This window comes from Pleionea sediminis, from assembly GCF_007570825.1.
Classification (GTDB): domain Bacteria; phylum Pseudomonadota; class Gammaproteobacteria; order Enterobacterales; family Kangiellaceae; genus Pleionea; species Pleionea sediminis.
Genome location: NZ_SUNB01000001.1, coordinates 3,745 through 26,755, shown reverse-complemented (window position 1 = coordinate 26,755; position 23,011 = coordinate 3,745). Strand labels below are relative to the sequence as shown.

Genomic DNA, 23,011 nt, shown 5'->3' with positions numbered 1-23,011 from the left:
CTCCAACGGTTTGACCGTCGTTCCATCACCGAATTTAGTGGTGAGTTCTTACACTCCACCACAAGGTACTGATTTGGCAAATGGTGAAACAGTAAGAGTCTTATTTAACAAACAAATTAATACCACACCAGATGAAATTAATGCCGCCGTTAATGTAACGGATGGCAATGGTGATGCCGTCAGTAGTGATGCGGTTGCAATCAATGCTATCAATACGTTATCCGGCGCTTACATTGATGTTGAATTTGTCGACACGACAGCTTTGGCTACGAGTGATGTAACCATCGAGATTTCAAACGGAATCACTTCTTTAGGTGGCCAATCATTGCATCGAGCGGTAGCGCTTCAATACTCTGTTGCAGCGGTTAATCGCCCGATGATTGGATCCATTTTACGATTAGTTGGTGGCGAACCAAAGAATCATTATTTCCACGCCGATGGTTCCGAAGCGGTACGTATTACGGGCGCGAACTTTGGAAACGTTGCGGATAATCTAATTGTTACTATCGGTAGCACGGTCATCCCATCCGAAAATATCACTCAGCTTTCTGATACGGTGATAGAGTTTGTCATGCCAGAGATGTTCTTTGGTAATGATACTTTGGCTCTTGCTCTTCAAGTCGAGCGAGAGGGTATTCAAACCATGATGGCGGGCGCTGTTATCGTCATGCCAAAAATTGGTATTCAAGATCTGCGACCCATATCTGGCCCACCGCAAGGTGGCAATCAGGTTGATATTTTTGGCTTTGGATTTAATCCGAGCACTCAAGTTTATTTTGGTGCTAACTTGGCCAATGGCATCGAGGTTATTGCGAACTATCATTTACGGGTGCGAGCACCTTCGGGTGATTTCGGTTACACCGCTGTAACGGCAATGAATCCACAGTTTGATAATGAGGTCGTCACTGCTCCGATTGATTATTTCTATGCGGGTAAAGAAACCGGCTCTGTTGACCTATCGAAAGACGAAGAGTCGCCTGTTATTGCTATCGAAAAGTTCGGGCAACTACTTTACGTTGTTACTGGCGGCGGTTACGAAGTATTTAATACCAACGGTACTGTTGTTGCGAATCCCAAAACACGATCGGCTCAATTAGTAGTAGCTGATATTGCGGATCCTGTTGCCCCTGTAATTATCGAAAAAGAAATCTCGGAACAGTCAAAACCATATCATCTTAAAACAACTATCAATCCGAGTGGTTTTATTGACCTGTCGATTGATGGAAGAAATCTTTTTGTGCTAGGTACTGATCGATTACTGCAATTTGATTTATCGCTACCAGCAGAACCTAATTTGATCAGGGAAATCAAAGAGGTTGATACTAATAAAAACCGCGATAAATTTCATGCATTAGCAGTGTCACAAAATGTTGTGTATGTCAGCTCTGATACAGGTATTAGAATTTATAAAGTTGCAGATGACCAATCTATACGACAACTCGATACCATCAGTGGAGCCCTTGTTGGTGGCCTTGCCAAACGATTAAAAGTGGTTGGTTCACATTTATGGGCAATGATTCCCGAGCGCAATGAAATATTGAAAATTGATTTGAGAGCTGGGGATTACTTGGTTGAAAAACGCTTTATCATGCAAGACAGAGCAGAGCGTCGATTACCACTGAGCGACTTTATTGTTCTGAAAGATAAATTGTTTGTCTCGACAGCTGAGCGTGCAACCGTCGAAGTCTTTGAAACCAGTGCCGATGAAGGAGCGCGCCATGTTGCTTCGTTAAGACTGTCTTATTTATTGCGTAATGGCAATATTTCAGCGGGTCAAATGATGTTACATGGACAAACGCTTTATGTTGCTTCTGGCCACGGTGACCTACAGTTATTTAATGTGACACCTTGGTTGCGAAATGCGTTCCGTCAACCGGTTGAAATGCAACATTACTTTGCATTGAATGGTGCGGTTAATTCTATGGCCTTTGCCAGTGACGCTATTTATGCCGGTACGTCTTTCATTTATGACGCCGCAGGTGAACCGACTGAAAGTCCAATCGCTGCCGGTGACTCTTTCACCGGTCTTGGTGGTCGACTCAATACCATTGTTAATGATCTCTTTATGGTTACTGAAACCATTCCTTTCTCTGAAGGATTGTTGCCTGATGGACAGGCGATTGAAATTCAGATGAATCAGATTGTCGATAATCAACAGTTTGCTCAATTAGCAGACGAACTGATCGAAGTGACTTTAGACGGAGCGAAAGTGGCTGGCTTCGTTTCTCGCCAAACCAATAATGAAGGAACGCGCATAATTTTCCGTCCGGTGTCGAATTTTGAATCGGGTAAACGCTATGTGGTGACTGTTTCTGGTGCGTTAAGAGATCTCAATAATGTTGAGCTTGGTGACGACTACACGTTCCGATTTATTGCCTCTGATCGCGAGCAACCAACCATTGATTCCATCGAGCCCGATAAAGGCAGTTGGCGCGGTGGTGAGATGATTATTATTCGTGGTGATGGATTCGATACTAATACGATGGTTATGATTGGTGATCAGCTCGTCCAATCTGAAAGGGTTGAACTGCTGAATGATAATGAATTGCGGGTTTCTGTTCCTGCATTACCTGAAGCTCCTGAAGAAAATCAGTTAGTGGGTGTCACGGTTAGTAATGGAGAACTCACTGCATTTGAAGCGGCTGCGTTTACTTACATTGCCGATCCTCGAATTGACGTTATCGGTGAATTCGATGTTTATACAGGAGAGATCCAAGCCGCAGATCCGCGCTTTATTAGTGAAATAGATGTTTATACAGGAGAGATCCAAGCCGCGGATCAGCGCTTTATCTTTAACTCGGGCGCTTATATTGGCATTGAGGGCGCGGGAATTAGTACGCTTACACAGGTTACTGTTAATGGTAATCCAGTGACTAATGTTCAGGTTATTGGGCCCAGAACATTAATTTTCCGGTTACCTGCTAATACAATAGGCCAGTTAACGGTGGCTTTATCAAACCGAGAAACTGGCGTTGATGAAACCATTAACGAAGAACTGATTGTTGAGTTTGATAAATCGCGACAACTGAGTGGCATGTCTCAATCAACGCGAGACAATGATTACCTGTTTGCCAAGAGAGCAAATTTAATTGAGTTGTATGAAACGGGTTCGAGTGATATTCCAACATTGCTGAGCAGTTTTGAGTTTGATGGTTCAATGGTTGATATGTCAGCTAATAATGGGCACTTGTCTATTCTTGAATCTTCAGGCGACATTTGGATCTTCGACTATACCAACCCATATTCGATAACTCTGGTTAATCGAGTATCGAGCGGTGAAAACAGGAACTACACATCTATCTCCATTGATAAAGGAATTTTACTCGTTAACTCTGCGGAACGTATTTATGTGGGGAATATTTTTGGTGCTGAATTATCTGACATTGAAGTCGCCGCTAAAGCAACGACACTCATTGATAACCATTTAGTGATACTTACTAGTTCACAAATTCAAGTTCGTGATTTGCAAGATTTAACGACAATAAAATCGTCTATTGCCCATAATGTTTCCTCGCTTATCGATTGGGATATTTCTTTCAATCGTATCGCTGTTTATTCAAATGTTGCGATTTCATTATTGGAGTTACAGAACTACAACAACTATGAATTGTCGATGTTGGGTAGTGCCTCATTTGATTTTACAAGCGATCCGATTCGTGGTTTAGCACTGAATGGTGAATTAATTGGTTTACAGACGCAAAAGCAGTTGTCGATTTATGATTTGAATTTAGCGACAGCTTCTGGATCTCTTGATTTATCTTTTGTTGGTAATTTAGCGCTCGATACTGTTTATACGTCAAATATTAATTCGTTGAGCTTTGAAGAAGCGTTACTTGAATGGAATCAGTCGGGCAACTACTACAATGGTTCAATTCCACTGGCGAATATTAGCGAACTGTCACCGTCAGTGATTGCTTCTGAAACAAATCCGTTAACGCTAAATGTGACTGGCGAGCTGGATACCTGGGCGGCTGTTTCTTTGGATGTTGTACCCGCGACAAGTAATGAGCCTCTTGCTGGATTTACTGATACGGTGGGCGATCAGATTGCATTCCAAATCAGTGGTGATGTCTATCAGTTGGGTGAAACTTACTCGATTCGATTGTTTAATCAACCGAACCAAACGATTGATGGAGGTCAAGTTGAATTTGACTTACCCATTAACGTCGGAACGACTTCATTGTTTGGCCTTGCTGATGTTGAACTTTCACGCTTAATGCCGGGTAATACCATTACAGGTCGTTCGACAAATTTTGTATTAGAAGGAACTGGCTTAACGGCAATCGATTCTCTCACTATTGCCGGACAGACGTTTGATGAAACTCAATTCAGTGTTAATCAAGCGGGTACACAAATTTCATTGACAACACAAATTGATACGGCGGGCATTTATAACCTTATCGCTACACAAGAAGCTCAGAACTATGTCTTAATGGCCGGCGTCTTAGTTGCGGAGGCGGTTGCGATTGATTCGTTGCAGTCTAATAACTCACAAGGGGCTCTGCTCATTAGTGATAGCGGTAACGATCGAGTAACGATTAGCGGTGCTGGTTTTGAAGGGAATTTATCGGTTCACTTAGTGGAAGTGGGTGATGCAATTGTTCCAAATGCGAGTAACAAAGTTGCCTCTAGAACAGAAAATAGTGGGCAGATTGTATTTACGACTCCGCCAGTGCGTAAAGAAACAACGTATCGAGTCGTGGTAATTCGAGAAGCGACCAATGAAGAAGTTTGGTCAACTCAAGTTTTAACGACGGTTGATGATACAAAACCTCTGCTGCAAAGTGTTGAACGGTTCAATAGCGTCGCTCCGCTTCGTGCGTATTTTGATGAAGCGATGATTGCGGGCAATTACTCGGTCACTAAAATCTTTAAAGACTACTCGGGTAATGCGAATGTTGATGTGACCGATCGTTTTGAACTGAGCGTGAATAATGATGAAGTAACGCTCAACTTACGAGCCGGTTACAACATTGAGAAAAACGCATATTATCGATTATCCGTTTCTGGATTGAATGATTTATACGGCAATATGCCGGTCAATGCGTTAACAAAACATTATGAGTTAACCAGTGGTGAATTAATTCAGCTTTACAAAGCACAAGACATTCTTGCGCCACGTGACATTAATTTATTGAGAACCGCCGATGATGTTACCGTCACGCCGGCGATGACGCTGACTCGCGGACGTACCTATCGATTTAATGCGACGGCAGTCGACAATTATGACGGCAAAATTAAGTATGAATACCGTTTGTCGTTTGACGGCGGTTTAACATTTGGTCCGTATGACGATCTGTTGAGCTCTGGCTTTACGGTAGCTATTCAAGAATACCATCAAAATCTTTCGGTCATTGTGAAAGCTACCGATGACAAAGGGAACTTTGCGACACAACGATTTGATGCCACCGTTGTTGATCCGCAAATTGATATTTCAAATGTTTACACGAATCCAACAGACGTTGAAGAGATCACCCGAAGTGATGTGCTCTTTAATATTACGGGGGACTCCGATCTGGTTCATAATGTTTATATGCAGATTGACGGTCGTTGGAGTGATGCTGAGTATACCTTGGTGAGCCGTTCAGAGGGTATTGCACAGCTTTCTTATCTGAATCCTCGATTATCCGATATTACTCCTGACGAATTTGTTGAAGTGACTATTCGTGTCGATTATGGCTTTGGCGCAGTGAAAACGTTCACTGACACTTATCCGTTGTTATTAGACGCAACGCCGCCAACGGTATCGATTGTTTCACCCAGAAATGGCGACAGTATCAACTTAAATGAGCCAGTGGATATTCTGGTTCAATCGTTTGATAAATACGGAATCGATAAAGTCGAAGTGACTTTAGATTCCGGCACGACTTGGCAAGAGCTGGCGCAAATTAATCGATTTGAATTTACGCCAACGACGTTAGATGAAGTTACTCTGCAAATGAGAGCAACGGATCTTAATGGATTAATTGGTTTGTCCGATGTGTTAACTCTAAAACCTGTCGATGCCAACGAAGGTGATGCTCAGCTGGATATCACGTCGCCCAAAGGTGGAGAAACTTTCCGTGAAGGTCAGTTGGTTGAGTTTGACTTTGTGATGGAAGGTGTCACCGAAGCCCAATTATTCTTTGATGTGGGTGGTGATGAAACGGACTCCAGAAATCCACAGCCTGTAACGATTAATCGAGCGGAGAATGATCCTATTCGATTCTCTCGAATTATTGAATTACCAAGAACCAATGAAGATGTGGTTCTGATGACACGCTTCGAGTCCGGTGATGGCTTAACGTCGAGAATATTCTTGAATGTTTTACAAGATAATGGCATCGATGAAGAACCGAAAGTCACATTGTTACCGGCTGCCAGAGTCTTGTCTGGAACAGGCATATGGATCAATTCTGATAAGCCGGAAGCCATGGAAGATTATTCGGATCTATCCGACATCCTATTAACTGACGCTACAGCCGACAGCGTTGCTTATCCAATGACTCACTTAAGTCAGTTTGTGGATATTTCATCGGCTCAGGGAGCAGTGACTATCGATGCCAACTTACGTGACTTGTCGCAAAATGTTGTCACCGAATCAAGTAGCATCAGTAAAACGGACTTCTTAAGTCTTACTTTTGAAACGGTTTTCGAGACCAGCAATGAAAACTGGTATGTCTTTGACATGGCTGTTGTACCTGGTGTCGACAGCGATCGACATGTGGTTGCAAGCAATCAATTGCAAGGTGGTTATCGAATTGAGTTCGCCGGCCAAGTCGTTGCGGAAAGTGACGTGGGGCGGATAACGCGATTTGAATATTCAGGTACCCATTTAATTGCTCAAATTGATAATCAGGGTAATCATCAAGTACATGCTTGGAAAATAATTAATGGTGCGTGGACGCAAGTTATTACTCAACCACTATCGGGGGATATCGTTGGTGTTTATGGTGACATCATCTTTGTTCAGTTTGGTCAGCTAATATCTGGCTATCAAATTGCTGAACAGTCGCTAGTTGGCATCATAGGTCACACTGTCACCGATACGATTTTGCAAGTCGAGAACATTAATAATCGAATATTTGTTGCTACTTTGTCTGGCATAGAGATGCTGGAATTAAATAGTGAGCGGTCATCACTAAACGTAGCGGCATCTTATCCTCAGTTAACTGTCGAATCCTTTGCTGTCGGTCAAAATCATTTGATAATAAATCACGGAGACAGCACGAACGTTTATGAGCTACTTAATGATTTAAGCATTGTTCAAGTGAATCAATTGAACGTCGATGTTGAATTTGTTGATTCTTACCTTGATGGCTCATTAACTTGGGTGAAAGTTAATTCCTATAAACTGGGTCGCGTCTGGCTCGGATTCGATGGTAATGAATTAGTCGCAACGATCAATCGTGGTAATCAAAAATTAAGGTCTGATCGAGAAGGCTATTTGTGGATTGGTGCGAACGAAGTTGCACGTCAAAGACATACCGTTTCAACTGAAACGTTTGAGCTTAATGCGACCATTACACCAACGACTTTTGGTTGGACGATTTCAAACTTACCGGCGTTGACTCAAAGTTCGGCCTTAAAGGCTTTTGTAACCGATGAGAACAATAATCTTATCGGAGCCTTAAGAAGCGATAGAAATTCTATATCGTTGCAGATTCCTCGTCGTGAAGTCTCGAGTTCGAATGCAACTTTGCATGTGGTTTCGGAGAACAATGTTCGCATGAGTCAAGCGATTGTGTTAGATACTGCGACTTTGACTCAAGTTGATGCGATATTGCCAGTTGTTAGCCAGAGCTTAACGAAGAATGCGGTTGTTCCATTTTCTATTCGATTTGATTCCAGTGCTCGAGTTAATAGTTCTTCTGTAACCCTTGACACTGCGACTATCGAGTTAACGCAGGGTGATACATCATCTCGCGGCTGGGTGAATACTGGTGATGACAATGCACTCGCTTTAGATTGGATCGTTAATGATGTCGTTGAGCGATCGGATACATTCAATTTGGTGGATAATTCAGTCGATCAGTCAACAACAACCATTATTTCACCCATTAATAATCAGCAATTTATTGAAGGTGATGAAATGCTGGTTAAATATCTTATCGAGAATTTTGGCGCTGATGAATTTAAGTTTGCTGAAGTTTCATTGCTCGACTTCAACCAAAATGTCGTTGCCCGTCAGCGTACCGACTCTCTATCGGGCGAATTAACACTTCGATTAGCAGCATTGAGTCAGCAAGATAATTATACCTTGCGTATTCGTGGTTACTTCTCTGACAGTTATTACTTCAGTGAGCAGACTGTCGGAATCCGTGTTATTCCAAGTTATGAACAATTGACTCTAACGTTGGAAGGCTTAGGCAACCAAGTTATCGAGAATAGTTTGGTAAAACTGAGTATTAGTTCTGAAGTACCTGCTTCGGGAACCAGCTCGATAGAAGTGTCCGATGAACAAGGCAACCTAATAACCTCGGGCAATATTTATGCCGAGTTTACCGTACCGGATGTTGAGCAAATTGTCGTTAATGCAACGGTTGCCGATGGTTATGGTAATGAAAGAACCCTTGTTAAACGCGCGAAAGTCGTTAAACCATTTTCGTTGTCAGAAGTGTCTGGTGTTGATTCGTACACTCAAGCACTTGTCTCTCGTGAAGGCGTACTTTTAGCACGTAACGATCGTTTGTATACCGCAGAAGGTGCCGAGTTACATCAGTTTGGCGGTCGCATTACTGCAATGACTTATGTGCATGATCGACTATTAGTTGCATTACAAGACATTGGAATTCAATTTATTGATCTAGAAGATTATTCGGTGCTGGCGACTTCGCCAACGAATCATTCGATTGATAACTTGGTTTTCTCAAATAACCGATTGTTAGCACGTACAGACAGCGGAAGGTTGTTGGGTTACGAGGTGACAGGTAATGAGCTTGTATTAATTCGCAACTGGCGAGAAAGTTCAGCGCTGACGGAAATATCGGTACAAAATGAAAACTTTGTAGTCACGCTTTCAGACAGGATTAAGTATTACTCTGGTTCTTTCGAACAATCCGGCATTTTTGAAAACTTGATTCCAACATTATCAACGGTTGTTGTTGGTGATACTCAATATGTTGCAAATGAACAAGGGCAATTATTATCCATTGAGAATAATCAAATCTTCACCACGGATGTTGGCGTTAACATCAATCGAATGGTTCATCTGAGCGGATATCTGGTGGGATTAAGTGTCGATACGCAATCTGTATTCATTATCGATGTGAGAAATCGCAGAAAGCCTCAAGTGATTGGTAACTTTGAGTTTGCAGTTGGTAGCGATTTGAATCATGTGATCATGACGCAAGGTCAATTGTGGCTGACTAATGGAACAGTTATTAATATTGAACCATCTGCAGATCGATTTGAGACTCTCTATCAACAATCTCAAACCAGCGTTCGTGGTTTGAGTGCAAGTGTGAGCTTGAATAATGGTATCGCAACCAGTGCTTTTGAAAGCTTCGGTAGCTTAGTTTTTGATCTTCAAGATTCACCGGTGTCATCACAGGTTTATCCAGCGCCGGGTTACACCGCCAGTATTTCAAAAGTTGAGGTAAAAGATGATTGGATTTATTTACTCAACGAAAACTTCCGAAAAATTGAGCGTGTTAAATTTGATAATTTCAGACAGCGAAAAGATTTATTAAAAGAGCAGTTATTTAGTGATTTTGTCGTTGGTAATGATCGCTTGATTGCATCATTTGGCGATCGCTTGTTTGTTTACGATCTTAATACTAATCAAATGAGTGACCTGGCTGTTGCTCAAGGCGATGAAATTTCCGCAATAGCGCTGTGGAACGATTGGATATACGTCGCGACATCCAGTGGCGATCTTTACAAGGTTGTCACTGGTGAACTGCCTGTTGATCCGGTAACACTCGTTATTGAACGTGTATTCCAAGGCAGTGAACGCATCGAACACATGAACACTTTGGGTGATTATTTAATCTTTGCTTCGGATACTGTTTTAACTCGATATAATCTTTCAACTTTTGTTGCCGATAGTATTGCCGTTGATAGCGGCGATGTTTCTGCGATGGATGCACAAGGAAACAATGTTTTCTACGCGACAGGCAATCAAATTTTCCGAGTTGGTTTAACGGACTGGCAGCAGTCGGTACTTTTCTATGAAGCAGACACCAACATTGCCGATATTTCCGTGGAGTTTGATCGTGTCTTCTTGGCTAAAGGATCGCGCGGTGTTGAATTACTGCAAATGCCTTCGAACCTAACGTCGACTGAGATGAGTCTATCGAGTCCATCAATTGGTAAATTGTATCAGCAAGGTGAAATGATTCGCGCAGCAGTTACCGAGCCTGCCGGATTAGCGTTAGTCGAATACCGTATAAACGGAGAGGTTGTTTCAAGGCAAGAACAACATCCATTCAGTACCGAAATTATTATTCCAGCGGAGCTTAAAAATGGAACGGCATTTAGTTTTGATGCGAGAATAATCGACGCTTTTGGCAATGAAGTGATCACCACCGATAAGCGACTGTTCTTGCAAAGTGAAGATCAGCCAGGTAATCCATTTACTATTGAATTGGATGTGACGAATATTTCTTATGAACCTCGTCCGCTAGAAATGGAAGCATTTGTAAAAGGGTCCACTCAACCAGTACAACAAGTTGAGTTTTATATTGGCTCTGATGTGAATGGTCCCTTTAGTTTAATCAAGAAACATTACGGTCCAATCTATACGGCATCCTATCCGATGACGGCGAGTGACAATGGTAGTTACATTAAAGCTCGAGCAGTCGATATTTATGGCAACTGGACTGAAGTCGTTTCGGAACGAATTACTCGTATTTCCGATGCTTTCCGTCCTAGTGCTTCCATTAGCATTGAAGGTAATTCGATCGGAACCAATATTTATCCAGCAAAACGTCCTTATGTCGTTAATGTTGAATTATCGGACACGGGTAGTGGAATAGACTACGCATTATTAAGTCGAGACGGTAAGTTAATTTCGGCAGTCGTCGAAGAAGAGCTTATTCAGTTTACTGAACGTTTACCGCAAAACGGTGACTCCTACCAATATGAAGTGACTGCGTTTGACAAAGCGGGGAATGAAATTTCGACCGCATTAAATGTGAGCATTAGTGAAGATGAAGGTCCACAAATTGTTGAGGTGAACTACCCTGATTCAATTCAAGAACAAAGCACTTTCAATGTGGAAGTAACCGTTACTGATGATATTCAACCACAGCAAATTCGTGTGGATTGGCAAGGTCAACATCAAGTTTTTTATATTTCATCGCAAACAAAATCTTTTACTCGTAACTTTAGAGTTATCGATCGTCGTGACAATCGATTAACGGATACCGAGCAAGGTCAACTTACTGTGTCGGTCACCGATGACTTTAATCAAACAGAAACACAGCAGTTTGATCTGTCAGTACTGGTTGATCAGGTGCCTGACGTTAATAACCTCGTTGTTGATGCACCGAGCCGTGCTTTCTACAGAAAGAGTGCTCGAGTTTCCGTATCTAATATTTCTGCTGCGGACGATGGTGAATTAAACGAGCTGACTCTTGATTTAGTGTCTTCTTCGGGAAGTAACGCAAACGTTTATACAGTATGTCAGCCGAATTATTCTTGGCGACAATGTGATGATCGAAGAACATTCACTCGGTCTATGCCTCGTTCGACGGTGATTAATGATGAGGTTTCTTATGAGTTCCGAGTGACAGATCGACTTGGTCAATCTTCAACAGGTAATGAGTTTACGATCGGTTTGTCTGATTTACCGAACGAAGTTCTTTTTGATAATCAGAATGATGAATCACTGAATCGACGCTTGGTTGATCTTTCCAATTTGGGTGATTACCAAGTGAAACTGGTCGATCGGTCGGGACGTCCGGTTTCTAATCAGCAAATTTCCTGGAAAGCGATTGGCGCAGAAACCTCCGTTGAAATGGGTAGTTCAACGACCGATGAATCAGGCTTAGCGCAAATAACTTGGAACAATTATACGATTCCTGGTCCAGCAATACTTGAAGTGAATTATGTTCCTAGTCAAGGAATGCCAACTAGTTTGCTTCCAGCGACGATGGATGTTGAGTTAACTCCTGGCTCGGCAATTTATGCGGATATTGATTATATCGCACCTGTTAAAGCGGCGGAAAATACAGAGCTACACATTGCGTTGAAAGATGAATTTAATAATCTGTCTATCAATGATAATGAACAGGTGATTGAACTTTCCGTATTGGATACTGGTTTCCATTTTGGCTTCGCATCTAACCAACAAGTTGAAACTTTGTATGACGCATCCGGTCAGTTGATTGGCGAAAAAGCGTCTGTCACTGTGATTAATGGTCAAGCGACGGTTGCCTTGTCTGCCAGCACAAAATCGGGCGTTTATCCTGTTGTTGTGAGTTATCCGTCAACAGGTAATACACTCACGACACGTTACGATCACGATAATAATGTTGAAACAACTTTGGTTGATGTTACCGAGGTTCCGGTCACTGTGGTCGCTAACGATCCATATGGTTTCGCTTTTGAGACTCAACAAATTTCAAATCACGCTTTAGGACGTGATGATGTTCTTGAAACGGATGAAGTAGCAACCGTAAGCATGTCGATGGTTGACTTCTATTACAACCGCGTAGAGCAGTACACGAATGGTGAAGGCAATTTAGTGGATGCAAATGCTCAGGTCACCTTAGGTGTTACAGGTAGTGCAACCATTGATGGGCAAGGTGGCTTAAATACGGTTTCTATGGTTCAAGGTGAAGCAATATTCGATGTTAGTAACACGGTTGTTGAGGATATTAATATTGATATTCAGTTAATGGATCCAGCAACGTCGTTGCCGACCACTGAAACTCATACTTTATCATTTGCGAAACGATTACCTGCGATCAGTAATGTAGAGTTTGTTGAAGTTCATGACACGACATTGTTCCCAATGTCGATGAATTTCAACGAGCCTGTTGCACAAACCGGTAGTGAGTCACGCTCAATTATCATTCGTCGTAACGGTGAAAGAGTCGTGGGCGATGTTTACTTAGAATCATCACAAGTATTAAGGTTCACACCAGAAAGTGCATTTGAACTGAATGCCTGTTATGACATTGATGTTTCAGAATCGAATTTACGGGGTGTTGCAGAATCGGATCGATTACTTGAACAGTCACTATCCGCATGTACGCCGGTTGTTTCAATTCCAGAACAAGCGTCGGATTATGTGCTTGAGAACACGACAGCGACATTATCGATTAATGTTGCTGACGGAATTGATCGCACGGGTATATCGAGTGGTGAAATTCATATCTCTGATAAGTCAACGGCCTTTAATTTTGAAACGGGTCAGTTCATCGTTCCTTCGTTTGCCGATGCAAATCTTGTCGATGGCGAGCAAGTAACGGTATCACTGACAGGTGTTCTTTCTGAAAACGCGCTTGATGTCGCGAATACAATTTCACTTGGAATTTTATCAACTGATGGTGATTTTGATGGCGATGGCATACCTAACCGAATTGAATTTGATATTGGTTTGGATCCAACCTCTGGCGACAGTGATGGAAACGGTATTGCTGATGGACAAGAAGATCACGATGGTGATGGGTTATCAAATGCTATTGAAGTGACATTAGGTACCGATCTAAATAATGCGGACACCGATGGTGATGGGTTAACGGACGGTGAAGAAGTCAATCAATACTTCAGTGATCCAACGCTAGCTGATACGGATGGTGATGGATTGTCGGACTTCTTGGAAGTTCAGTTCGGCTCTGATCCTGTTAACGAGAACAGCTATACCTTGGATGAAACCGCAGTCGTGAGCATTAATATTGTTGAAGACAACATTCTTTACGATTCGAATAATGACACAGGCTTAGTCGTACCAACGGTGATTGCTGAAGTTGTTGTTGACAGCCAGTCTTACAGTGTCAATGTGAGTGATGCAACACGATTTGCGATTCAGTATCAAAGTAATAATTTAGCGGTGGCTGAGCCATTAGCGACGGGCTTCCAGGTGAATGCTCAGGGACTCGCAGAGCTGAGAGTTGATTTTGCGAATACTGCCGATGTCGTTACTCTCGAAGTCACTGGTGCAACAACACTGGGTGATGTGGTTTGGATGGAGGAGAATCTAACCTACACCGGTGATGTTATTGCAAATAGTGTTGAAGCTATCAATACTCTATTTGAAACTGACGGTGTATTCCGAATCAAAACCAATCTTGTTATTTCGAGTAACACGGTTATCAGAGCTCGTAAAGTGATTGTCGAAGGCAACTTGCAAATTACTGATGGCGCTGAGTTCCACACAATTGAAGACGTGGAAGTATTAGGTAATGTCGTTATTGCCGGTGGAGTAAACTTATTCTCTGATTTAAATGTTGGTGGAAATATGGATGTCATCGATGGTGCAACCATTACTTCTGCTCCTTGTGTGGCTGATTGTGATTACGAAGAGTTAAGTATTTCAGTTGGCGGTAAGCTAATTATCTCAGATGGATCGAGTATCGATGTAAATCAAAGAAGTGAGTTTGATTTTGGTGCGCCATTTGGATTGGAAAATAATGAATCATGTCATGGTGGTGCTGTATATAGGCCCAAAAATGGTAGTCCTGGCAATCCAGAATATGACGATGCTAATCAGCCTTCAGACTGTATATATGGTAACTATCAACGTGCTCGTTATTCTGGCTCAGCTGGCTCTCAGGACGGAGGCGGTTTTGTAGAATTAATAGCAGGAGAAATTGAGTTACATGGTTCGATTACTGCGAATGGAGCGATAGGTCCTAGTAGTTGGCGCGAAGATCTGGTCCTTGGTGGTGCTGGTGGTGGTATCCACATTGAATCACCTATTTTAACGGGTAGCGGTTTAATTGAGGCGCAGGGAGGTATTGGTGATTTTTGGTCTGGTCTAGTATCTGGCGGTGGTGGAAGAATCAGTCTTTACATTGACGATAAAGCAAACTTTACAGGTGAGTTGAGAGTAGCGCCAGAGAGTTTTGGTGACGGTGACACTAATTTTATAAGTCGCGTTTCTGGAGCGGGTACTGTATTCATCAAGCCTCTTAATGATCAGTTTGGTAACCTCATTATTGATAATAATGGCTCTATTGATACGAGAGGTTTAACGCCAATACCCGGTGTTGGTTTACGCACGATTTCAAGTGTAACTGATTTAGGAAATAATCAATGGATGATTTATCCAGAATTGCCATCGGTAGTGTTTGATAAAGTCGATATAGAAGAGTCGGGACAACTTGGAACCTCCGATTCAAATCAAGTGATTTATCATCAGTTTACTGTTGAGGAAGAGCATCGAATTGAAATAGATGCATCAGCTGAAGGTTTTGTTCCCTTTGTTTACTTATTTGAGCATGACGGTGATGGTGTTCTTAGTGAAGGCGGATTTGTTGATGCGGGTCACGAGGTCAATGGTCCGCCTATTGACGACTGTATTGGCGAGGAGTGTGATTTCGATCCTTGTTGGGAATTAGAACTTTGTGATGGTCCTTTCCCTCCTACCGAGAGGAAATCTAAGTCTAAACCTTCTTTAATGAGCATTGAATTGTGGCCCGGAGATTATGTGATTGCAGTAGCGGCGAACGATATAAGTCTTAGTGATGTAATAGCTGGTGTTGATCCTAATGCAGTTGCTAGTGGTATTTATTCATTGACGGTTAAAAGTAATCTTGCCAAACACGGATGGGAGCCGAAGTCGTTAGAAGGATTACATGTAGACTTAGATGCCACGGATCAAGTGTCTGATTCCATTCGAGTAATATCCAATACCGATGATGCGTTAATTGTTGAGTCGGATGTTTCTCTTGCCGGTATTGAAGGGCAAACATTGGTAGGTGTCCACATTTTCGAATCCTTGAATATTATCAATGGCGGCTATGCCGACTTTGGTGATGATCGTGTTATCGTTAACGATTTAGAAAACTCTACCATTGATGAAAACAGCCAAATTAATTTATCGGAAAGTTCTGTCGAATTAATCGATTACTTTATGCAAAATCAAGATGGCTTTACTTTTAACGGAGTGACTCATTTCAACGCTGTTACTCTTACGGGCAGTGAAACTCAAACAATTAGCGGTGAGAATGTTCGTATTAAGGGCAATCTATCACTCGACACCGACGCTCAGTTAACGTTTGAAGTGCCAGGTGAAATTCACGTCGATGGCCATGTATCAATTCTGGATAACTCATCGATTTCGATAAGTCCAGCTCAAGAGTTATACGATCATTTGGAATATGTTGTTGAAGTTGTTAGTTATGCATTGAATTTCAATGTTTCTGGTAACTTTACTCTTGGCCCAAATGCTCAGTTGGATTTAGCGGATAAAAGTGATAGTTCCGGATACTTTAGTGACTACTCTCATGCAGGAGTTTCAGGTAATGCAAGTTCTGCGATTGGAAACTATTTTCATGCAAAATATCCTGGCAAGGCAGGTGGTGGTGGCGTATTTAGCCTTGTCGCTGATAATGCGATCATCGATGGAAATATCAACGCAACTGCTTCTTATAGTGCTGGCGGCGGCAGTATTCATATCAATGTTAATTCGTTGAGCGGATCTGGATCATTGCTGGTGAACAGTCAGAGAGGCGGCGGTGGCCGAATTAGTATTTACAGTGATACGAATACATTTAATGGTAACTTTATTACTTCGGGAAGTTCGTTCACCAGTAATCCTTATGGTGCAGGTACTGTTTACTTTAAACAAAATGCAGATAGTTATGGTTCTTTGGTTATTGATAATGGTGGCAATGAGTTAAATAGTGATGCACTTACACCGATTCGCCAAGTTGGTGAGCACCGTATTACTCAGGCGCAACCAATCGCGGGTACCAGTCGCTGGGAGATCTTTGTTAACAATGCAAATTGGAGAAATAGCGAGTTTGAAATTAATGACCGTGACTTAGAGGGTGTTTTAGTAAGTCTTAATGCAGAAGATCCAAATGCGTCGTTATACGAAATCATTTCGAGTACCAACAACTCGATTGTTGTTGAGTCCCAACTCGACTTATCGAGTGTCGTCGGTAATTCACTCATCGGCGTGCATATTTTTGATGGATTGAAAATAAGAAATGGTGCTTACGCTGATTTTGGTGATGACATCGTAATTGTTAATCAATTGAGTGAGTTTGAATTAACGACTGATAGTGGAATTAATTTATCGCCACGCTCAGAAGAGTTAATGGCTTACATTAACAATATCGGCTCTGGAATTATTGTTAATGGTATGCGCTACGTGCCTTATCTTCAATTTGATAATGGAACCAGTACGGTTGAAAGCCACATAGGACTTTATGTTGTCGGTGATCTTCTTGTCGGGCAATCCACGCCAGTTACTTTGAATATTGAAAACGATATTGTCGTTGCCGGTAATATTCAGGTGATTGATTCATCGACTCTGACGCTCAATATTGGCGGCACAGTTCAAGTTAAAGGTGATTTAGACTTATTGGTTAACAGTACTTTGACGACCAGTAATGAAAAGCTTGAGTTGAATGTTGATGGTGAAGTGACGATTGATGCAGACTCAAAAATTGATTTGAAAGGTAAGGTCAGCAGTTACCACAACAACAATAGTTTATATCGAAGCTGTCATGGAGGTATTTATCCAGATTCCGTGAGTTTGAGTGTTCCATGCGCTTATGGCGATTACAAGAAAGTAACCACTTTTGGTTCACGAGGTCAGTACTCGAGTATTCGTGGCGGAGGATATTTGTCTCTTAAAGCAAATAGTATTGTTTTCGATGGTGTCATTGATGTTGATGGTAATCCTTCTAATAGTACAACTCGTACAGGTGGTGCTGGCGGTGGCGTTCATCTCGAATCCCCTGTTCTTTCTGGAGCAGGGCGTATCTTAGCTCGAGGTGCCGGAGGAAATACGAGTTACAGCTCCAATAACAATGCGGGTGGCGGACGTATCAGTTTACACGTCGATGATCTTAGTGGATTCAATGTGAATACTATTGATACAGCCAGTGAGTATTCTTCCGGCTCTAATAAGCCTTCGGGAGCTGGAACCATTTATTATCAGTCGATAAACGCTCAAGCAGGACATTTTGTTGCGGATAATAAAGGTCAAATTACTGATTACCCATCAACTTACGTTACAAGCGTTGGTGAAGTCGTTATTACTTCAGTAGATCAAGATGAGTTAAACGGAAACATTTGGCGAATTGGTGCACTAGATGCGAATTGGCAGACAGATGCACTCGTCGGAATGACCGTGAGCCTCGATGCTGCTGATGAGACTGCTCCCTTATACACAGTAACGAGCAATTCAGGGAAACAAATAGTTGTTGAGACGATTGATGACTTAAGTGCTGTTGCTGGTAATTCTCTGATAGGGGTGCATACTTTTGAAACATTAACGATTACCGGCGGCGCTTATGTCGATTTTGGTACCGACAGAGTTATCGTTAATGATTTACCAAACTCAACAATTGAGAACGCTGGTATATTTTTATCCACTTCATCTGAAGCTTTGATCAATTACATTAATTCAAACTCGCAAAATATTATCTTGAATGGTATTCGGTACTTGAGTTCTCAAACGTTTAATGATGGTGGTACGCATGAGTTAATTGGAGATTCATTACTGATTCAAGGTGACTTAACAGTAACTCAAGGAACCACTTTGATTAACAGAGTTACTGGAAGAATAGAAGTTACTGGAAAAGTAACGATTGATGCAACTTCAAAATTTGATCTTAAAGGACTGAATGAAGAGCTCTCTTACTATGGTGATGGTGGGCACGGTGGCGAACGATTTAATTATCGAAGCACGTATGAATCACACGGCCATTATTTGCGAGCTGAGCTTCCAGGCGCAAAAAGCTTTTCTGCTGGCGGTGGTGGGTATCTCTGGCTTTCGGCTAATGAAATTGAGTTACAAGGCATCATTGATGCTGATGGTGCCTCTGCTCAAACGTATGGTTTAGGTGGTGCTGGTGGTGGCGTCCATTTGGAAGCATCCTCCAGAATTTTTGGTACTGGCAGTATCTTTGCGAGAGGTGGTGGTGTTGATAATCCAGACGGCTCTAGTATAGAAATTGCGGGAGGAGGACGAATCAGCATTTACTCGCCTGACACAACCGGGTTAAACATTAGCCTCGAAACTGGCAGTGTTTACGAGCCACCAACAGTTGATGGTGTTCGGCAAGTAGCTGGTGCCGGAACTGCTTATATCTCGAGTTCTGAATCTGTTCCAGGTCATTTAGTAATTGACAATAATGGTTGGCTTGATAGACGAGGTTTCACTCGGGTCAAAGAAATCGGCGAGCTTGTCATTGAGTCCGTTTCACATGATGAAGTGTCAGATGAGTGGACAATTACGGTCGATGCAAAAACTGGCTGGGGTGGCTGGGGATTGGCGACAGGTCGCTTGGGTTGGAATAAAGGTATTAAAGGGTTGACTGTTAAGTTAGATGCTGATGATCCAGATGGTCCTTTATATATTGTCGATCGAAACTTAGATAATACTCGAATGGTAATAAAAACCACCGATGATTTATCTACCCTCAATTTGGTAGGTAAAAAACTGATTGGTGTTCATCAGTTAGAGACGATTCGTATTACTGGTGGAGCTTATGTTGATTTTGGTGAAGATATTGTCATCGTGAATGATCTTGCAAATTCTGTAATCGATGAAAATAGCGGAATTATTGCTTCGGAGCGTTCAGTAGAACTGCTCAGCTACTTCCGTTCAAACGATCAAATCATGTTAAATGATACGCTTTACTTACCTGCTCAATCGGTAAATGATTTATCCTCGCGTATTTTTGAAGCTCGTAATATTCATGTTCGCGGAGTTATTTCATCTAATGGGGCTGGCTCTAATCTTTCATTAAATGCTTTTGAAGGAAGAGTTTCGGTTGATGAAGCCATAGATGTGAACAATGGCGCAGAACTCACGATTATTTCGGAGGGACGAGCATCAGATTACGGCGTAACCGAAATCATCGGAGATCTGGATGTCGATGGTGCTGTAAATGTATCGAATGGCTCCACACTCGTGTTAGGTGTCAATGGCAATGTCACAACACAAGGTGATATTCGAGTTTTAAATGGAAGTAGATTGACTGTAGTCGAGCCAGTATCAGACTTTAGCCTCGAGTATCAATATCCTATTTATAAAGATTATCCGGTCCGTTTAAATGCGCTTGGAACAATTGAAATTGACGAAACGTCGCAGATTGCGTTGACTAATAAAGGAAATAAACGGCCAGTTGTTACTGACGCTTTTTCTTGTCACGCAGGAAATACGGGAGACAGTCGAGCTTCGGGTTTCGATTGTGTCTATGGAATTTACTCCAATGCATTGTTTGGCGGATCTGGTCGAAACGAATATTTTGGTGGTGGTTACGTTAGCATTAATGCCAATGAGTTCATTTTAAGTGGTGAAATTAATGCCGACGGTGGTGAATCGAATGATAGTAATCAACCCGGTGGCTCGGGAGGTGGAGTCCGAGTGGTAGCTCCTGTTATTTCGGGCAGTGGAACGATTAATGTTCGAGGTGCCGGTTATAATCTTGCACAATCAGATAACAAGGTAGCAGGTGGCGGACGAGTGAGTGTTGATGCACAAGACTCGCAACTCTGGAATGTAACGGTTAACACGGCTAGTGAGTACGTCGCAAATAGCGCCCAAGTTGGTGGCGCTGGAACTTATTTTATTTCCCGTGAATCAGAGTCAGCAGGCGATTTGATAATAGATAACGCTGGGCATATTTCTGATCAGCCATCCACAGTCATAAGAAGTGTTGGCGAACATTTGATACTCGATGTACAGAGCTCATATCTTGAAAACCAGTGGCAAGTGAATGTATCTCGAATAGATGGAAGTTGTCCATGGCGAAGAAATTATGGACACGGTTCAAGCATTACAGGAGCAATGGTTAGTCTTGATGCCGATACGCCAAGTTCTCCGCTTTATCGAATTATAGATAATGCTGAATGTTCATTTACTGTTGAGTCAGAATCTCAACCTTCTTATGGTTCCAGACTAATCGGTGTTCATCGTTTGGATTCTCTGAAAATATTGGGAGGCGCTTATGTCGATTTTGGTGAAGATCGAGTTGAAGTGAATAACTTGGCTGAAGTAGAAATTGAAAACAATACGGGAATCAATTTGTCGCCAAGCTCTCAAACATTAATCGAATATATACAAAGTCAATTTAGCGGTATAACCGTTAATGGCGCGAAATATTACTCGGCGCTAAGTTTTAATAGCGGTAATTCAGAGTCTATGGTCGCTGCAGGAGGCGCTTATATTCAAGGTGACTTTACCATTTCAAATGCAACTCAGTTAAATTTGGTTGCCGATGGTGATTTAGTCGTAGATGGAACTTTGACGATTGAAGCCGGCTCTGTTTTTGAGTCAGGAGTAACTGGTCAGATTCAAGTTAACGGGGATTTAATGATTACCGGTGGTTCAACGTTAACGACAAAAGTTTCTGATGGCCAAGTGATTTATCCTCTGAATTTAAACGTAAGTGGCGAAGTTTATATCGATAGTTCACCGTCATTTATCGATTTAAGTGGAAAAGGGTATTTATCATCGGGTCCCGAAAATATCGATCAAAGGGGGTGCCATGGTGGCCTGAACTCTGTTGCCAGGTTGAATAATTTAGACTGTATTTATGGTACTTACTTTAATGTTGATACAGCAGGTTCGGGCTTTGACGCTGCGGGTGGTGGATTAATTCAATTAGCAGCAAACTCATTGATTATCGATGGTGCCATTATGTCTAATGGTGCAGAAGCAACGTCTAGTTCGCTGTATGGTGGTGCTGGTGGTGGTATTAATATTACGGTTAATCAAATCAGTGGTGTTGGAAATATTGAAGCTAATGGAGCTGGTTACGATATCGATGCAGTCGATAATAAACCTTCGGCGGGTGGTAGAGTCAGTGTCGAAATTCAATCTAATTACGCATTTACTGGAAGTATGTCCGCTGATTCGCCGTATGCTTCAACTTCAGATGATTTAGCAGGAGCGGGTACAGTCTTCGTTCGCAAACCATCCCAAGTTCATGGCGAACTTTTTGTTAGTCGTTCTAGCGGTCAAGACACTTACGGCCTTACTCAATTTAATAAAGTAGGCAGCCGAACAGCGACTTCTGTTACTTCGCTCGGCAATAACTTGTGGCAAGTATCGTCCGTAGAGTTTGGTTCGTTTATTGAGATAAATGAGTCTCGAAATATTGCAGCGAGTGGTGAAGATTCTGTTCAGTACCATTACTTCAATGTGGCAACTGAGCAGCAGTTAATTATGGAAGTTACCTCCGGATCTTTTGATACAGTTATCCATTTATTTAGAGACGATGGGCAATTAACTCAGGATGACTTTGTGGCTTCTGATGATGATGGAGGAGCCGGAAGACTCTCAAAAATCACTCGCAGCTTAAGCGCAGGAGATTATGTTCTTGCCGTTGGTCAGTATAGTTTTTCTTCTTCCGAAGCTGTTTCTGGCTCGAACTCAGGTAGTAATGGAAATTATGTCATGAATATTAAGGGCGATACGCCACAGCCTATTGCCATTTGGGAGTCTAATGAACTCACTGGCTTGAATATTTCTTTTGTGCCCGGAGTTGAGGATTCCGACTACTTTACAATAGTATCTAATACTCCTTACGAACTTGTTGTTCAATCAGATACTGATTTGAGTTCTTTTGAAGGAATGGAATACTCAGGTCTACATATTTTTGACGCTATTTCCATAACCAACGGTGCAAACGTAGACTTTGGAGAAGACTTCGTTCGGGTCTTAAATCCAGATGCATCTGTAATTGACGACAGTAGTAATGTAATCGCGGCTGGTATTACAACTGGCGTTCCCAATACTTTGTTTGTTGAATTCAATAAATATCGCACCGACAAATTGCTTAAACCTGATATTCCTCAGCCTGGATTACCCGTTCCTGATGATGAACCTGAGCGAGATATTCTGGCAACACTAAACAGCTATAATCGTAAAAGATTGATGGTCTTCGGATAA

At 42.1% G+C, this 23,011-nt stretch carries 1 protein-coding gene (cut by a window edge); it reads left to right on the top strand.

Annotation, left to right across the window (positions count from 1 at the left end; all coding sequences use genetic code 11):
• Positions 1 to 23,011: the 3' portion of an Ig-like domain-containing protein gene (locus FAX86_RS00020; RefSeq protein WP_144391295.1), read on the top strand. The gene continues 18,611 nt to the left of window position 1, outside the view; the window shows 23,011 of its 41,622 coding nt (coding positions 18,612-41,622); its start codon lies off the left edge, out of view; it ends in the stop codon at positions 23,009 to 23,011.